Source organism: Acinetobacter silvestris (assembly GCF_002135235.1).
Classification (GTDB): Bacteria; Pseudomonadota; Gammaproteobacteria; order Pseudomonadales; family Moraxellaceae; genus Acinetobacter; species Acinetobacter silvestris.
Genome location: NZ_NEGB01000002.1, coordinates 585,190 through 602,763, shown reverse-complemented (window position 1 = coordinate 602,763; position 17,574 = coordinate 585,190). Strand labels below are relative to the sequence as shown.

The following is a 17,574-nucleotide window of genomic DNA, read 5'->3' as shown; positions in this document are numbered from 1 at the left end:
TCCAAGAAGGCGATGTGATCACCATTACTCGTCCAGATGGTTCAACAAAAGAAGTTGTGGTTGATGCATCGAATAAAGATGACATTAATAGCAACGGTATTAGCATTGAATTTGATAAACCTACAGATGGTAGTGACGTTGAAGTTAAAGCAACCATCAAAGACAAAGCCGGTAATACATCAGCAGAAGGTAGTGATCAATCTACAGTAGCAGATACCACTGCACCAACAGCACCGAACGTGGTGATCAATGATGGTAATGATGGCAGCATTGATTCCGCAGATCTGGTTAATGGCAAAGTTACTGCGACAGTTAAGCCAGTCGATCCAGTCCAAGAAGGCGATGTGATCACCATTACTCGTCCAGATGGTTCAACAAAAGAAGTTGTGGTTGATGCATCGAATAAAGATGACATTAATAGCAACGGTATTAGCATTGAATTTGATAAACCTACAGATGGTAGTGACGTTGAAGTTAAAGCAACCATCAAAGACAAAGCCGGTAATACATCAGCAGAAGGTAGTGATCAATCTACAGTAGCAGATACCACAGCACCAACAGCACCGAACGTGGTGATCAATGATGGTAATGATGGCAGCATTGATTCCGCAGATCTGGTCAATGGCAAAGTTACTGCGACAGTTAAGCCAGTCGATCCAGTCCAAGAAGGCGATGTGATCACCATTACTCGTCCAGATGGTTCAACAAAAGAAGTTGTGGTTGATGCATCGAATAAAGATGACATTAATAGCAACGGTATTAGCATTGAATTTGATAAACCTACAGATGGTAGTGACGTTGAAGTTAAAGCAACCATCAAAGACAAAGCCGGTAATACATCAGCAGAAGGTAGTGATCAATCTACAGTAGCAGATACCACAGCACCACCTGAACTTACTATTGATTCTAATGGTAATGATACTTTGATAGGGAATACTGGTAATGATCTACTTGTAGGTGATGCAGGTGGTTTAAAAACTAACTTTTCAGCTGGAAAAGACTATAACGTTTCGATCGTTTTGGATTTGTCTGGAAGTATGAATTGGTCAATGGATGCCCCTACTAATGGTGGCAGTGCAAATCAGCAAAATCCTTTGCTAGGGGAGTCCCGTCTTGAGATTGCTAAAAAAGGTTTGAAAGCTTTTATTCAGCAAATGGCAGGTCATGACGGTGTGATTAATTTACAAATAGCTTCTTTTTCTGGAAATGGAAATCCAGGTGATACAGGTACAGGTAATAGTTATAACCAAGTTTTCAAAAATGTTACTGTTGATAATATTGATGAGATTTTAAAGTTTATTGGTACCGGTAAAACGGATGGTTTACAAGCCGCAGGAGGAACACAGCCTGAGTTAGGCTTTAATAAAGCGAATGAGTGGTTTAAAGATATTGGTAAAAATGGTTTTGAAAATCAGACTTATTTCATTTCAGACGGTGAACCTACAAATTGGATTCAGGATACGACCAAAAATAAAATTGATAGTGCATTTAAACCATTAGCAGAACAAAGTAAAGTTTTTGCGATTGGTGTGAGTGCGAACGTATCTGATAGTACAGTGTCACGTTACGACAATACCAATGCAGATGGTACAAAGAAGGAGAATTGGAGTAGCACTAATCATGGTGAAGCAGATGTCTTTACTGATGCCAACAAGCTGATAGCCTATCTCATTGGTGGTTCTGAAAATTTTGAACCTGCAAAAGTCGGCAGCGATATCATAGATGGGGGGGCTGGAAATGACATTTTGTTTGGTGATGCGATGAATACAAATCACCTGACATGGCTTGGAAAAGATAATTTGATATATCCAAAATATTCTGGCTATTCTACTTTAATTGCTTATCTTAAAGCTGAGGTTACGGGGGGGATTGAGCCAACACGACAAGATATCTATGATTATATCAAAGATAATTTCCGTGATTTTATTGCTGCTGATGCTACTGATTTAGCAACTAAAGGTGGTAATGATAAGATTTATGGTGGAGCAGGTAATGATATTATTATTGCTGGTGCTGGTGATGACATCATTTATGGTGGTTTGGGAGATGATATTATTTCTACAGGGCGTGGTAAAGACACCATTATGTATGATCTGTTAAGTGTTACTGATGAAACAGGTGGTAATGGAACTGACACGTGGGTAGATTATGATGTAAACGATAAGATTAACTTCAGTGCAGACTTCTTTGAAGGTTTATTAGAGGATAGGAGTAATCTTGCAGACTATATTACTGTTGAGAATGATGGCCAAGGCAATGCTGTTATTAGGGTAGACCGTGATGGTAAGGATGCGAAGTATCAAGCAACAGATCTATTGATTATTGAAAATAAAGCTGATTTGGGCTTGCAAGATTTGCTAAATCAAAATCAGATTATTATTGGTTAATTTATCATTTTCGATTATAAGCTTTCGGGCTTATAATCGAATCATATATTGAAAATTCTCATTTTAAGGGCTGTTTTAATAGAGAGGCTTTGTTGCACAAAGATGTATAAGTTGAAGCTATCCTAGAACTACTCAAATTTAAGAGACAACTTGGGTATGAGGTTGACCTAATTCCGTGACTGCTACACGTGCATAAATCTCATTAACTTGGCTTCGAAAGCCCCTTGCACTGAGTTTATCGCTCAATAATTTGATGCAATGCATCTTGGTTTCTACCAAACTTCGACGATGGTCCCCAGACCACTTTTTCCAAATTGTTCTTCCTAGGCATTTGACTGTTTTTAATAATTCATTCCTTTCTAAAGATCTCACTTGCTTGTCTTTCCAAGGCTTCGCATTTTTTCTTGGTAGATTACAGCATGTGCCTGTCGATCTAAAATGACTTTTCTACAGTATTTCGTATCATAAGCCCCATCTGTATAGACAGAATCAATTTGCTCATCTAGTGGAATTTGATCAAGTAAATCCCCAAGTACTTGCGAATCACTGACATTGTTCGTGGTCAGCTGTACAGCATGTATTTGTAGGGTTTTAGCATCTATACCGATATGGAGCTTACGCCATTGCCTACGATATTCAGGCTGATGTTTCTTACGTTTCCATTCACCTTCACCTAAAACTTCAAGCCAGTGGAATCTATGATGAGCAGTGTACTGCGCAAGGCAGTCCATCACTACTTTTTTGATAGCTAATTGCAATATCAATAGGCTTTTGTCTTCTACATAGGGTGGAGTAATCTGGAGCTGTCCAACTCAAACCACATAGTCTAATGAGGCTTTTGAACAAAGCCTGTAACCATCCGTAAAGAGAGTCGAAATAGAGATTTAATCATGAGACAACATTGAATAGCTGCATCGGAATAAGTTTGATTTCGACTTTGTTTGCCTTGTAGTTGTACATACCATTGAGTGCTAGGATCAAACCAAACAGATATGTTTCCTCGATTGATTAAGGCTCGATTGTAGGTGGACCAATTGAGAGGATGATAAATTTTAGATGCGGGCTTATTCATCTGATAATTATATTGTTGAATAAGCCTTCAATGGTAGGTTTGTGCAACAAAGCCCCTATGTTGTTTAATCGACAATCTAGGTAAATAGATAATTGAGTAATGTACACCATCATTCTATTGTTGGCATTGAACTATCTTGAGCCTGTTGAATGTCAAAATAAGCTAGTCTTATAGATCAAAGGCTATTTAAATCCTTTTTAATTTCATCACAATAACCTGTCCATTTCTACATTATGATCTTTCTCTTGTCTAAGTGTTTGGTACGGTTATAAGTACGACCATGCATATCTTTTACCTGATGAGCAAGTTGTTGCTCAATAAGTTCAATTGGAAAATCCAAAATCTCTTCTAAAATGGTACGTGCGGATGCTCGGAAACCATGTCCACATGCTTGTTCACTTGTATAGCCTAGGCGACGTAAAGCCTGATTAACTGTATTTTCAGACATCGGTTTTAAATTGGATGTTGTTGCAGGAAACACATATTCACTTTTATATCGAGTAATTTGAACCAGTTCAGAAAGTAAATGAATGACTTGCGTTGATAGGGGGACAATATGTTGGACTCTTGTCTTTGATTTTGTTTTGGGAGGGGTGTAACTCCATAAGCCTTTTTGAAGGTCGATATCTTGCCACTTAGCATGTCTTAATTCACCTGGGCGAACAAAAACTAAAGGAGCAATACGTAGAGCATATCGTGTGATGACAGAACCCTCATAATGATCAATATCATTTAAGAGTAAGGCAAAATCTTTAGGTTCTACCAAGGCTGCCATATGTGTCACTTTGGGAGGGGAGATCGTTCCTTTAATCGTTGACTCAGCAAAGTCTTGCTTTGCCATCCACTCATTTGTAATATTTTAGAAAGTATTATTATTCGTACTTAATATCTCATTCTCAATTCTAACTTTTTCAACATGCGGGTCGATATTTTGAGAGAAGGGTACGGGCTTCTTCATGTCTAATTCTTGCATCTGCTAATGAGACTGTAGGGTATGAACCAAAACTTAAGGAATTTCTCTTTTTGGTATAGGGACGTGAGTAATCAAATCTCCAGCTCTTATCCCCAGTCTTAGAGATTATCAAAAATAAACCATTACCGTCGGCAAGCTTCTGAACTTTTGTAGAGTCTGCTTTGATAGTCTTAATTTTGGTGTTGGTTCGAGGTATAACGATTTTTGGCATTTTTACGGTAACACATTTTACCGCAAAAAAATATGTTTTAAGTTGGAATTTAATTTTTATTAAATTATTGAAATTAATATATTTTTTGCATTGATTTGGAGTGTTTTAGATCAAAACAAACCATAAAGTGGTGCGCTCTGCGGGACTCGAACCCACGTCGGTCGCTTAGGAGGCAACTGCTCTATCCAGTTAAGCTAAGAGCGCAGACAGGAGTTAATTTACCGTATATGCATATGAAAAAAAAGCTATTATCGAAATAATAGCTTTTAAAAAGAAATTTATTTTTTGTCTTGTTTTATTTCACTTGGATTTAAAAGATCAAATAAAACGAGCATGAGTGTAATCCAAACAGGAATCATCAGAACAGATTCCTTGAAACCTTGATTCCACATGATATACAAGACAACACCAATAAAAATAACCACAATATAATTACTAAAAGGTGCCCATAGCGCTGGGTATTTACTGGTTTGATTGGTGAGTCTGAGCGCACGTTTAAATTTTAAATGTGTCAAGGTAATCATCAACCAATTTAAAACTAACGCACCGACAACAACATACATTAAGTGGCTTAAAGCATCTTCAGGTAAATAATAATTTAGAGGTACGCAACCTAAAATTAATAATGCAGAAAACCATACAGCTGGAATCGGTACACCTTGCTTATTGGTTTTAGTAAAAATTTTTGGTGCATTGCCTTGCATTGCTAAACCATAAAGCATACGGCTATTGGCATACATACCACTGTTATAAACAGACAGTGCTGCCGTTAAGATAATGAAGTTGACCAAATGGGCAGCCCAAGCAATCCCAATCATACTAAAAACCATGACAAATGGACTTTTATCTAGACCACCCAGATTTAATTGATTCCATGGCACAAGAGACAATAGAATAATCATTGAGCCAACATAGAAAATTAAAATACGTGGCACAACTTGATTGATGGCTTTAGGAATAGTTTTCTCAGGATCTTTTGCTTCAGCAGCAGCCATTCCGATTAATTCAATTCCTCCAAAACCGAACATCAGGAATGCAAGCATATAGAACAAGCCTTCAAAGCCATTTGGAAAAAATCCACCATGTGACCAAAGGTTTGAAAAAGCAATGCCAGATGTAATATCGGCAGTTAAAATGAGATATATCCCAAAAACAATCATGGAGATAATGGCTGTGACTTTAATAATCGAAAGCCAAAATTCGGATTCGCCGTAAAATTTTACATTGGCGAGATTGACTAAGGTAATCACCACAAAGAAGAATAAGACCGATATCCACCCAGGAATTTCAGGCCACCAATAATTGATGTATTTACCGACAGCGGTAAGTTCGGTCATGGCAACGAGAATATACAGAAACCAATAGTTCCAGCCGGTTAAAAAACCAGGAAATTTCCCCCAGTATTTATTCGCAAAATGACTGAATGAACCAGAGACTGGCTCATGTACAATCATTTCCCCCAATTGGCGCATAATTAAAAATACAATGAAACCGCCAATTGCGTAACCAAGAATAATTGAGGGTCCCGCTTTTTCGATGACTTGCGCAGAACCTAGAAATAAGCCTGTCCCAATTGCACCGCCCATGGCGATGAGTTGGATATGCCGGTTTTTAAGTCCTCGCTGAAGATTTGTAGACTCGTTGCTCAAAGTGCTCAGCTCTTATTAAATGAATGCAATGATTGTAATTGATTGGTAACCGTTAGCCTAGTGCAGGATAGGGGTACGAGGCTAAACTATAAAGTCAGTTTACTTTATATGAATTAAGGTTTTGAAATTTAAAACTTTTGTTTATAAATAAATTATTCATTAATCGAATTAAAAGATTTTTATCTATATTTTATACTTAAGTCCTGTAGTTAATATTTTTTATTTAAAAACAGGTTAATATCAATTGAATGATAATTCAGTATTTGTAACAACAACGATAAACCAAGGGAATAACAGACAAATGAGTTTTGCTCCTCAAATTAAAGTGCCAGCAACATATCTTCGCGGTGGAACCAGTAAAGGTGTTTTCTTTAAATTGGATGACTTACCAGAATCTGCTCAAGTCGCTGGAAAGGCCAGAGATCAATTATTACTTCGCGTTATTGGTAGTCCAGATCCTTACGGTAAGCAGATTGATGGTATGGGTGGAGCGAGTTCAAGTACCAGTAAAACAGTGATTCTTGCCAAAAGTACTCAGCCAGAACATGATGTTGATTATTTATTTGGACAAGTCTCTATCGATCAAGCATTTGTAGATTGGAGTGGCAATTGTGGAAATCTAACCGCTGCAGTTGGTTCCTTTGCGATTTCTAATGGGCTCGTTGATGCAGCACGAATTCCTGAAAATGGTGTGTGTACGGTCCGTATTTGGCAAGCCAATATTAAAAAAACCATTATCGCACATGTTCCTGTAACCAATGGTCAGGTACAAGAAACGGGTGATTTTGAGTTGGATGGGGTGACATTCCCTGCTGCAGAAGTACAAATTGAATTCTTAGATCCAGCAGATGATGGTGAAGATGGTGGAGCAATGTTTCCAACAGGAAATGTTGTCGATACATTAGTTGTACCTGAAATTGGTACATTCCAAGCAACTTTTATTAATGCAGGTATTCCAACTATTTTTTTAAATGCTGAAGATTTAGGCTACCAAGGCACTGAATTACAGGATGCGATTAATAGTGATGTTGAGGCATTAGCAAAATTTGAAAAAATTCGTGCTTATGGCGCAGTCAAAATGGGTCTGATTCAGGATGTTGCAGAAGCGGCTAGTCGTCAACACACACCTAAAGTAGCTTTTGTTTCTAAACCGCAAACCTATATAGCTTCAAGTGGAAAAATTGTGAATGCTAGCGATGTCGATTTATTGGTCCGTGCTTTGTCGATGGGTAAATTACATCATGCCATGATGGGAACAGCAGCAGTGGCGATTGGTACTGCCGCAGCAATTCCAAATACCTTGGTTAATTTGGCAGCGGGTGGTGGCGAACGTGAAGCAGTACGTTTTGGGCATCCATCCGGAACGTTAAGAGTTGGTGCTCAAGCACTCAAAGAAAATGATCAGTGGGTGGTCAAGAAGGCTATTATGAGTCGAAGTGCTCGTGTATTGATGGAAGGTTGGGTCAGAGTTCCCGCAGATAGTTTTTAATTTAGATTAAGCCAATAGAAACCTCTTGAATTTTAGAGGTTTCTATTAAATGATTGGAAAGTGAAAACACGGATATGCTTGGTATTTATTTAAATTGGATTTGTGTATAAAAATATAATTCAGTGTAAAAAATGAATACTGTTGTTCATGTGGATTTCATTGTTTTAATAAATAAAGACCTTAAATAATACAAACTCTGTCTCTTCTTTAAAAATAAAAAATTAATGTTGAATGAGAAGATGAGTTAGCTAGTACAAAAGGTAAATTATTTTAATTAAAAATAAGATAAGTGGATCATTCTGCAAATTATTTGTTAGTAAATATATTACAAAATAATCGGTAATGGTTTGTGAAGCGCATTTATTTTGATAATTATTATCGAAAAGTGGGTGAAATTAAACCTTTTAATGTACTTAATAATTAACATACGCAAATTCTTAGCTAAAAATTAAGTATTACTAGGTAAAATTGAACAGATAGACATTTTATACACCCATATATTAATCGTTGATTAATTCAGCATGTTGAGCTTTCTTATTTTATAGGCATTGCTACAATTCGCGCGAAATTATTATATCGCGGTGCATTTTGTGTTCGAGAAATTAGCTGAACAAAGTTTGGGGTTAATGGGTTGGGAAATTGATAATCATTGGCCGTTGGATTTAGATCAATGCGTGATGATTGCTGCACCACATACCAGTAATTGGGATGCGCTGTATGCGAGACTGGCATTAAAAGCAATGGGTGTACATGTCAGACTCACCATTAAAGACAGTTATATGAAACTTCCTTTTGGTCCTTTTGTTCGTGCTATGGGGGGTATTGGCATTGATCGTCGTGCTAAAAAAGAGGGGGAAGCTCGACCAAGTATGGTGGAGTTAATGAGTGATTTATTTAAGACTCATCCTAAATTGGTGATGATCATCACGCCAGAGGGAACACGTGCAAAACAAGAACAATGGAAAACAGGTTTTTATCATGTGGCGATAGCAGCAGGTGTGCCAATTGCTTTAGCGTATATGGACTATGTTAAGAAAAAAACTGGGGTAGGAAAAATTGTATATCCTACAGGGGATTATGAAAAAGATATGGCTGAAATTATGGATTTTTATGTACAAATTAATCCAAAATTTCCAGAGTTATTTAGTGTAGATACACGTTATTCTTCAAAATAAATAGATTAAAAAGACAGGGGCTAACTCTGTCTTTTTTATATAATTTTTTGTTGATGAAAAATGATTTACCATGAATTTTTAGAGTTTTATCATTGTTACATTAGCGTGTACTTTAAAAAATAAGAAATAACATTCATTAATTGATTTTAATATAGTTGTTTATTATTCAATTAAAAGATTATCTTTTTTCACACCGCCCAAAGCTTCACAAGCAGATTTGTAAATATCATATTGTTGTTGAATTACTTGCTCTAGAGGAATTTTAAACAAAACATTCCCAGACTTGTAACTGTCAATATAAGAGCCGACTTTATCTTTACTTATGGTGAGCAATCGTTCATGGTAACTGGTGATGTTACTATGATTTAATTCTGAACTTTCTATATTTTTACACTCAAATTGATTGAGCATTTTTTCAGCGACTTTAACTTCGCTCGATGTGCCAATTGCACATCCTGTTAAGAGTAAAAAAACACTTAATAAAAATGAGGTTTTCATTATATTAATTATATGAAAATGAGGTGCGAAAATTGTATGCCTATTCTATGAAATTATATAGCCTCTTTTTAAATAAAATCGATGAGTTGTGAGAGGTTTAGTTCAAATTAAACACGTAACAGAGTCTAAAGATTACTGCTGATGATTCAAATGAGGATGTCAGTACTGATTTGGTTTTAAGTTCTAGTGATTTTGAGTGAAATGGGGATATAAAAGCATGTCATTATGATCATGTCGTACTTAATCTTTAGGTCATTATAGTTGTAAACAAGCCTCAAAATATAGAGGCTTGTTGAAATTTAAGCTTTTGAAGTTAGCGTACTCTTGATGATTCTGATTTAGGTTTTAAACTTTGAGTCAAACCATTAATATCACCACCATGAATTGAGCGCGTATAAAGTCGGGCAATAATCACCCCAATAATAATGAAAGCAGCAAAAATGATGCCTGTAAAAATAAGTATTTGATATAAAGAAGAACTCAACATTTATTATCTCTTGTCTAAGTTATTGATGTGGAAATTGCGATGGCCTGAAAGCCAATCTTGGTTTTTTGGGTGAGTATAACGTCTTGACCTTGATGAAAAATGATATCTGTTTCTGGTTCAACTAAGATGTAATGCATTTGCCCAAACTGATCTTTAACTTTGGCTTGAGCAGGGTAATTAAGTTTGGCATTGCCTAAAATAATGTGTGCAGTCCGTCCAATCAGCTCTTCAATTTTGATGGCTGTGGTTTCATCCTTGGGTAAAATTTTTGCAATTGCAGCAGCGCTGAGACGCACCAAAGGCATGCAAAGGATTAAACAAGCCGGAGCAATGATCCATACTGGAAAATAGCTTTGGGTCAAATGATAAAAAATAGCTTGGACAATAAAACCAAATAAAGCATAAATAGTTAAAAAAATGATTAACCAAACAAGAACTGGAATTCTGCCTAAATAAAGCCAATCTAAAAATTGCAGCAATCCATTTTGTTCAACATTGATTTCTAAATCAGGGTATTGTGCTTCAAGTAGTTGATCGGGAATAAATTGATCTAAAAAACCTTGCGTGCTAAAGCCAATGAGGAGTAAAAGACACTCAAATACACCCAAAAAGAGCATGAAGCATAGACTTACGCTAAAAAAAAGATTGGATGGATTTATGAATAATTCCCACATATTGAATGCTCTTTTAAATTTTTTGTATCAGTTTGAATCACTGTTTTTAATATCCCGATTAATCTCATTATTTTTGAATATAGAAGATGTATTAATCATGAATTAATTCTATTAAGCTATTGAGTTTATATACAAAATTTAATTTTTGCAACAATGGAAATCTTAATAATAATTTAAAATCAATGTGTTAATTATAGGTTGAAGTTTTTAATATTACAGATAGATATCTAGAAAAGATCTGTGAATGTAGAGATAGTTCTCTAAAAAATGAGCCACTTCGACAAAATGGAGATAAAAAAATACGCAATGATTGGGGTGACCATTGCGTAGAACAACGAATCTGAATAAACAGTTTCGGTTGAAGGAGAACGTTATGAATTTAGGGGGTATTCATAACTATGGATAAATGATAATTTTTATTGATTAAAAGTTCATGAGTAGATACGTAAGTAAATGTTAATTCTCGTAAAAAATTTTTTACTTTTGAGTGTTTAAAAAAAAGCCTTTCAAATGAAAGGCTTTTTTTTATTATTGGGAAATCTTAAAAATGAAATACACCTAATCCATTTTTGACTTCATCTAAAGTATTTTGCGTAATAACACGGCATTTTTCTGTACCTGTTTTCAAAATATCCATGATGTAATCAGGATCTTTAGCTAATTCCATACGACGTTCACGTATTGGCGTAATCAGTTCTTTTAGTACCCCTTCAAGGCGTTTCTTCACCGTACCATCGCCTAAACCACCACGACGATAATGTTCTTTTAACTCAGCAACTTCTTCTTGGTTGGGATCAAAAGCATCTAAGTAAGTAAATACAATATTACCTTCAACTTGACCTGGATCTTCAATACGAAGATGGTTAGGGTCGGTATACATGGCATTGACAGCTTTCTTAATGTCTTTATCTGAAGCATCCAGAACAATGGTATTGCCTAAAGATTTTGACATTTTGGCTTTACCATCAAACCCAGGTAAACGACTCATGTTTGAAAGCAAAACTTTACATTCTGGAAGGACTTCATGACCAATTTGACGATTCAAACGACGTACAATTTCATTGGTCTGTTCAATCATCGGAATTTGGTCATCACCTACAGGCACAACACTGGCTTTAAAAGCCGTGATATCCGCCGCTTGTGCAACGGGATAGCACAAGAAACCAGCAGGAATGTCACGCTCAAAACCACGCAGTTGAATTTCAGCTTTGATGGTTGGATTACGTTCTAAACGTGCAACTGTCACAAAGTTTAAATACAACATAGTGAGTTCATTCAGTGCCGGTAAGCAAGATTGAACACAGATGGTCGTTTTGGTTGGATCAATACCAACAGCTAAATAGTCTGTTGCCACTTCAATAATGTTACGACGGACTTTTTCAAAGTTATCCGCATTATCTGTGAGTGCTTGAGCATCTGCTAACAGTAAATGTTGATGATGTGAGTCTTGTAAACCTACGCGAGAGCGTAGTGAGCCAACAAAGTGACCTAAATGCAGTTGTCCAGTAGGACGGTCGCCCGTTAAAATGACAGGACGATTGTCTTGATTACTCATGATCTATTCCACAGCCGCTCTAGAGACGACATCAGTTGTTTCTACGAATGGCCCGTATTGTACGGTATAAAATTTTTTAATGTCAGCGGAAATAGACAGCTTGATGAAAAATAAACCGCTGTCTAAAGCAACAAAGAAAATGTATAAAGCGTTTATTAATTTAATTAAAATGTGCAAATAAAAGTAATTAGGATAAAAATTATGGCGAGTAGTTTATTAATATTATTAGATGACATTGCAACGGTATTAGATGACGTCGCTGTCATGAGTAAAATGGCTGCGAAAAAAACCGCGGGTGTTTTGGGGGATGATTTAGCACTCAATGCGCAACAAGTGAGTGGAGTTCGTTCGGAACGTGAACTTCCTGTTGTTTGGAGCGTTGCAAAAGGCTCGTTTATTAATAAACTCATTCTAGTACCTCTAGCTTTGTTAATTAGTGTGGTTGTGCCTTGGTTGATCAATCCATTATTAATGCTGGGTGGTCTATTTTTATGCTATGAAGGTGTAGAAAAGGTGCTACACAGTTTGCAGCACAAAAAAGCGCATACTGAAGCAGCTGCTGAAGTTGAATTAGAGGCGATTGAAGCAGATTTAGAGACTTTTGAAAAAGATAAAATTAAAGGGGCTGTTCGTACCGATTTTATTTTGTCTGCTGAAATCGTAGTGATTTCTTTAGGTACTGTCGCAACGGCTGCGTTGGGAACAAAAGTAATGGTACTGTCAGTGATTGCGATTTTAATGACCGTGGGCGTGTATGGTTTTGTTGCCCTGATCGTAAAAATTGATGATCTTGGGTTATATTTAACCGAACAAACATCGAATACCAAGCAAAGTCTTGGGCGTGGATTACTGGCTTTTGCACCAAAGTTGATGAAAACCTTGACCATTGTCGGCACAATTGCAATGTTCTTGGTCGGTGGAGGAATTATCACGCATGCAGTCTCTTCATTACATCACCTGACTGAAGAAGCTGTAGATCATGTTGCATTGATTCCAAATGTAGGTAATATTTTGGGTGCAGTGACTCCGACATTAATCAATATGGTCATTGGTATAGTCGCTGGATTAGCCGTCATTTTAGTGATAAAAATAATTGAATCTGTACGTTCGAAATCTAAATCGGCATGATATTTTAAAGTCAGTAGAATAAAACAAAATATATTAAAAAAAGGATAGAGCTATGCGTTGGAAAGGACGTCGTGTCAGTGAAAATGTAGAAGATGCTCGTGGCAGCGGAGGTGTAAAAGCTGGCGGGATCAGTATTTTAGGCTTAGTGATTGCATTTGTAGCTTGGAAATTCTTTGGGGTTGATCCTCAACAGGCTTATCAGGCGACTCAGCAAGTTACTGCTGGTGCACAGACTCAAACTACAGGATCGATCAAAAACCCAACGCAGCAGCAGCAAGAGGCGGCTCAATTTGTGGGTACCATTTTAGCGGATACAGAAGATACGTGGTCGCAAATTTTTCAACAGCAAGGCGCTCAGTATATTCCACCTAAATTAGTCATGTTTAGTGGTCGGGTAAATTCGGGTTGTGGTACAGCAGAATCCGCAATGGGACCTTTTTATTGTCCCGCGGATCAAAAAGTTTATATTGATACCGAATTCTTTAAAGATATGCGCACTCAAATGGGGATTTCTGGTGAACAGAATCAGACTGAATTGACTGCTAAAGATGAAGCTGGTGATTTTGCACAAGCATATGTGATTGCACATGAAGTGGGGCATCATGTACAAAATCTATTAGGTATTTCTGCTCAAGTACAAAAAGCACGTCAGCAATCCAATCAAACCCAGAGTAATCAGCTTTCTGTGCGTCAAGAATTGCAAGCAGATTGTTTAGCTGGGGTTTGGGCAAATAGAACGCAACAACGCACTCAGTTTTTAGAGCAAGGTGATATTGAAGAAGCAATGGATGCTGCGCATAAAATTGGTGATGACTATCTACAAAAACGCGCGAGAGGAACTGTTGTACCTGATAGTTTTACCCATGGTAGTAGTGCGCAGCGCATGCAGTGGTTCCAAACGGGATTGAAATCTGGAAACATTAATAACTGTGATACATTTGGATCATCAATTTGAACATTACTGAGCTCAGGCTTGCAAATCAAACATAAAGAGAATTAAAAGAGAGCAGCCGCTCTCTTTTTTATTTAGTCAAAAAACTTTTAAAATTGCGTAAAACTCTAAAACTGACATACACGGCAAATAAACTAAATAGAACCATACTGAAGAGTTGATACTGTAAGTTTTGAGTATCGGTGTGATAAAAATCATGGATTTGTTGGTCGGTATATTGGATCGCTTTTTGTTGCATATTTTGGGTGTTGATATATTTCAAATTTTTAATATAAATATTGTTTTTATAAGCGACTAAATCCATATTTAAAATTTTTCTGAATTGGTTTTGATTATCGGCTTCGGTACAGATATCTTGTAAATAGTGTACGCAACTTATTTTTACAATATAGCCTTGATTGGGAATATGCACATAAATATTTTGATCAGGTTTAGCGCGATGGCTACTCAGCCGATATTCAACTTTTTCATTCGACTGGATATTAAAAAATCTGGGTGCTACATCTTGAGCGTGTAGAATTTCCTGCGCTTTTACGATGCTCGTCCAAATTAGTATAAGGGTAATCATAAAGATGAGCGCCGCATAAAAAGAGCGGAATACCGTTTTGATGTTCATGGGGCAGATGTCATCTATAAATTTGGAAAGACGCTATCCTAAAATAAATGAGAATATTTGCAAATATTTATGCTTTATTAAGGAATGATCCGTTATTTTTCAGTTTTATGTTAAAAAACTTATCTATTTCGGACTAAATTCCGTATTGCTTGTAAAATTATTAGGTTATTAAATGGTTTTCATTGACCGATTTAATTTAGAAATGTTTAAGCACTGATTGATTTACATTAAATTAAAAAGCACGATTAGGATTCGCATGGGTAATTATTTTTTTCTCCAAGTATTTACAGTAGTTTTTGCATTATCCATTGCGACGACAATTTTTAATAAACGAATTTTGGGTTTTCCACAAGCGATTGGTGTTCCTTTAGTTTCAGCAGTTTTTGTCTTTATTTTACAGTGGGGAGCCAGCCTGCTGAATGGTAATCAATTTATTTCGATTAACATTCATAATATTGAAGAAGCGGTACGTCATATTGATTTTTATGACTTTTTAGTCAATGGTGTGATTTGTTTTATTCTGACTTCATCCGCATTAAAGTTCAGAGTCTCTGATTTAAAAGTCTTTTGGAAGCCAATTACGATCTTGGCAACTATTGCGTTGGTGTTGTGTGCATTATTTTTTGCGGGAATGGTGTTTGGTTTTCAATATTTAATTGGCAATCCAGTTCCCATCTTAATTTTACTATTACTTGGTTCAGCATTGGGTGCGACAGATCCGATTGGGATTAAAGGTGTATTAAGCTCGGTTCGTGCACCGCATCATTTGATTGTAAAGTTAGAAGGCGAATCACTATTTAATGATGCGATGTGTATTGCCGTTTTTATGACTTTATTAAATGTTTTAGAAGGTGAACATTTTAGTCTAGTTGCTACATTACAAACCTTGCTTTATGAAATTGTGGTGGCTGTCATTATTGGTTGGGCCTTTGGATTGGGAATTTTACGTTTACTGCGTGGTAAACATGAGATGGAATCCTTAATTTTAACCACGGCATTATTGGCATGTGGTTCTTATTTGGTGGCGTTGTTTGCGCATGCTTCTGCACCTATTGCCTGTGTCATTGGGGGATTGATTGTCGGAAATAAATGGAAAGAAATCTTACAAGAACGTGAAATTCGTGAAGTTAATCATTTTTGGCATACGGTTGAAGGGATTATCAATTCATTCCTATTCACCTTAATTGGTTTAGAAATTTTCATTCTTGATTTAAGTACCAGTATGATTTTAGGCGGAATATTTGCCTTTTTTGCCTTACATCTTTCTCGTTTTGCAGCAAATTTCCTCGCTTTTGCATTTTTCCCAAGTTTTAGACACAAAAGTTATAATGGTAGTCTCACGATTTTGTCTTGGGGAGGCGTTCGTGGTGGTATTTCATTGGCATTAATTCTTGCGGTAGCGAACGTTCCTGAGTTGCGTGAGTACAGTAGTATTTTAATTGGCTATACCTTTATTAGTGTTCTGCTTTCGGGGATTGTTTGTGGCTTAGGTTTACCCGCCGTCATGAATGCTTTTTATTACAATCCCAATGAAGATAAGGATGGCTTTAAAGGCTGGTATCAACGTTTGTGTCATCGCATGAATCGTAAAGGCTTTCAATATATTGTGGGCGAGGATGCGTATGGAAATGAAACCATTACGATTTACAACCCTGAAGCTTTAGTTGACCAAAAGACAGAGGACGGTATTGCAACAGTACATCATCCAGATAAGGCTCAGGAAGTGAAACGCTTGGAAAATCCAAGTAACTTTTAAAGCTATCTTCGTAACTAGTAACGAATCTAAATAAAAATGAAGGCATTTAGCCTTCATTTTTATGCGCGGTCATAGATCCATTAAGAGTTGAAATAGACTTGATTTGCCGCTTTAAAGGTATTGACATGCAATGGTACTAAATCATCGAGTTTTTGATATCCACCAGCCAGAACAAACATGATTGGAATATCATATTTTTTTGCGAGCTTAAACACCATTAAATCACGCTGATACAGCATTTCAGTGGTAAACCATTTAGAACCACAACGATCATTTTGATGACAATCCATTCCTGCTTGATAAATAATTAAATCGGCTTGCCAATCCAGAGCATGCTCAAAACCTTCTACGACGGCTTCAGCATATTCATCAAAGGAACCTTTTTTATTATGAATATGCCGCGTTAAACTTCGTTCAGATGATGTGCAGCCAAAAGCTAAAGCATAAATACTAAAATTATATAAATTAGTAATGCTTTGCGTATATTCAGCCGTACCATTGCCGCCGTGCTGATCACAGTCAAGGACAAAAATTTTCTTATGCGGAAATTGCTTGGCAATTAAAGCTAACCCATTAAAGGTGCAATAGGCATTGCCACGTTCATACACGGCATGATGGAAGCCTTGGGCAATATTTGCAGAAATTCCTTGTTTGAATGCAATACTGGTTGCGAGTAATTGACCGGCTTGAATGGATAAAATTGCTTCACGAAATTGTGGGGTCCAATTCTTAAAACCTTGTGTCGTAGCGAGTGGTTTTTTGCCTGTCATAAAGGCTTTTACGTAATTTGGATCATGAATTGAATATAAAATTTTATGATCAATACTTTCCGGATCGACCAAATCTGCAATTTGCTGTTGCTCTAAAACCTCGGCGACAGCAGTCAATTTTTCCATGCTATTGGTATGCGTTTGCGCAAAGTACCGTGAGGAATAGCAAGCTTTCAACATAA

The 17,574-nt window shown here is 36.7% G+C and carries 13 protein-coding genes, 1 tRNA gene and 2 pseudogenes; 6 read left to right on the top strand and 10 right to left on the bottom strand.

Features of this window, described 5'->3' with window-relative positions:
- Window positions 1-2,387: VWA domain-containing protein (locus B9T28_RS06060; RefSeq protein WP_086203029.1), on the top strand; the 2,387-nt coding region annotated here is incomplete at its 5' end.
- A gap of 138 nt (window positions 2,388-2,525) precedes the next feature.
- Here B9T28_RS06060 and B9T28_RS06055 read toward each other — a convergent pair.
- From B9T28_RS06055 to B9T28_RS06040, 4 genes and pseudogenes are all read right to left on the bottom strand, one after another.
- A pseudogene (locus tag B9T28_RS06055) lies at window positions 2,526-3,459 on the bottom strand (IS5 family transposase).
- A gap of 226 nt (window positions 3,460-3,685) precedes the next feature.
- Window positions 3,686-4,643, bottom strand: a pseudogene (locus B9T28_RS06050) (tyrosine-type recombinase/integrase).
- A gap of 128 nt (window positions 4,644-4,771) precedes the next feature.
- A tRNA-Arg gene (locus tag B9T28_RS06045) sits at window positions 4,772-4,847 on the bottom strand.
- 74 nt (window positions 4,848-4,921) lie between these two features.
- A complete protein-coding gene (locus B9T28_RS06040; protein ID WP_086203028.1) occupies window positions 4,922-6,292 on the bottom strand; it encodes an amino acid permease in 1,371 nt (456 codons plus the stop codon).
- Window positions 6,293-6,593: 301 nt separating this feature from the next.
- On the opposite strand from B9T28_RS06040, the gene prpF reads away from it, so the two are divergent.
- Both prpF and B9T28_RS06030 read left to right on the top strand, forming a co-directional pair.
- Window positions 6,594-7,781: a 2-methylaconitate cis-trans isomerase PrpF gene (gene prpF, locus B9T28_RS06035; protein WP_086203027.1), complete on the top strand. Its 1,188-nt coding sequence runs from the start codon at window positions 6,594-6,596 to the stop codon at window positions 7,779-7,781.
- 590 nt (window positions 7,782-8,371) lie between these two features.
- Window positions 8,372-8,956, top strand: a complete 585-nt coding sequence (locus tag B9T28_RS06030; RefSeq protein ID WP_252053502.1) for a 1-acyl-sn-glycerol-3-phosphate acyltransferase — start codon at window positions 8,372-8,374, stop codon at window positions 8,954-8,956.
- Between the two features lie 162 nt (window positions 8,957-9,118).
- On the opposite strand, the gene B9T28_RS06025 is transcribed toward B9T28_RS06030, so the two are convergent.
- From B9T28_RS06025 to trpS, 4 genes are all read right to left on the bottom strand, one after another.
- Entirely contained in the window at window positions 9,119-9,454 is a 336-nt protein-coding gene (locus B9T28_RS06025) for a hypothetical protein (RefSeq protein WP_086203026.1), read from the bottom strand.
- A 313-nt stretch (window positions 9,455-9,767) separates the two neighbouring features.
- On the bottom strand, window positions 9,768-9,941 hold the full coding sequence (locus B9T28_RS14855; RefSeq protein ID WP_171263450.1) for a hypothetical protein: 174 nt from the start codon (window positions 9,939-9,941) through the stop codon (window positions 9,768-9,770).
- A gap of 14 nt (window positions 9,942-9,955) precedes the next feature.
- Window positions 9,956-10,615 carry a YqiJ family protein gene (locus B9T28_RS06020; RefSeq protein ID WP_086203025.1) on the bottom strand — a complete coding sequence of 220 codons (660 nt, stop codon included), beginning with the start codon at window positions 10,613-10,615 and terminating at the stop codon, window positions 9,956-9,958.
- Window positions 10,616-11,156: 541 nt separating this feature from the next.
- Window positions 11,157-12,170: a tryptophan--tRNA ligase gene (gene trpS / locus B9T28_RS06015; protein WP_086203024.1), complete on the bottom strand. Its 1,014-nt coding sequence runs from the start codon at window positions 12,168-12,170 to the stop codon at window positions 11,157-11,159.
- Between the two features lie 201 nt (window positions 12,171-12,371).
- On the opposite strand from trpS, the gene B9T28_RS06010 reads away from it, so the two are divergent.
- Window positions 12,372-13,298, top strand: a complete 927-nt coding sequence (locus B9T28_RS06010) for a DUF808 domain-containing protein (RefSeq protein ID WP_086203023.1) — start codon at window positions 12,372-12,374, stop codon at window positions 13,296-13,298.
- A 52-nt stretch (window positions 13,299-13,350) separates the two neighbouring features.
- Window positions 13,351-14,253 carry a KPN_02809 family neutral zinc metallopeptidase gene (gene ypfJ, locus B9T28_RS06005; protein ID WP_086203022.1) on the top strand — a complete coding sequence of 301 codons (903 nt, stop codon included), beginning with the start codon at window positions 13,351-13,353 and terminating at the stop codon, window positions 14,251-14,253.
- A gap of 67 nt (window positions 14,254-14,320) precedes the next feature.
- Here the strand turns inward: ypfJ and B9T28_RS06000 are convergent, their stop codons facing one another.
- Window positions 14,321-14,818 (bottom strand): hypothetical protein, encoded by a 498-nt coding sequence (locus B9T28_RS06000; protein ID WP_086203021.1) that lies wholly within the window; start codon window positions 14,816-14,818, stop codon window positions 14,321-14,323.
- A gap of 304 nt (window positions 14,819-15,122) precedes the next feature.
- On the opposite strand from B9T28_RS06000, the gene B9T28_RS05995 reads away from it, so the two are divergent.
- Window positions 15,123-16,622 (top strand): cation:proton antiporter, encoded by a 1,500-nt coding sequence (locus B9T28_RS05995; protein ID WP_086203020.1) that lies wholly within the window; start codon window positions 15,123-15,125, stop codon window positions 16,620-16,622.
- A gap of 80 nt (window positions 16,623-16,702) precedes the next feature.
- On the opposite strand, the gene B9T28_RS05990 is transcribed toward B9T28_RS05995, so the two are convergent.
- Window positions 16,703-17,572, bottom strand: coding sequence for an arginase family protein (locus B9T28_RS05990; RefSeq protein ID WP_086203019.1), 870 nt, complete (start codon window positions 17,570-17,572; stop codon window positions 16,703-16,705).
- Between the last annotated feature and the right edge of the window lie 2 nt (window positions 17,573-17,574).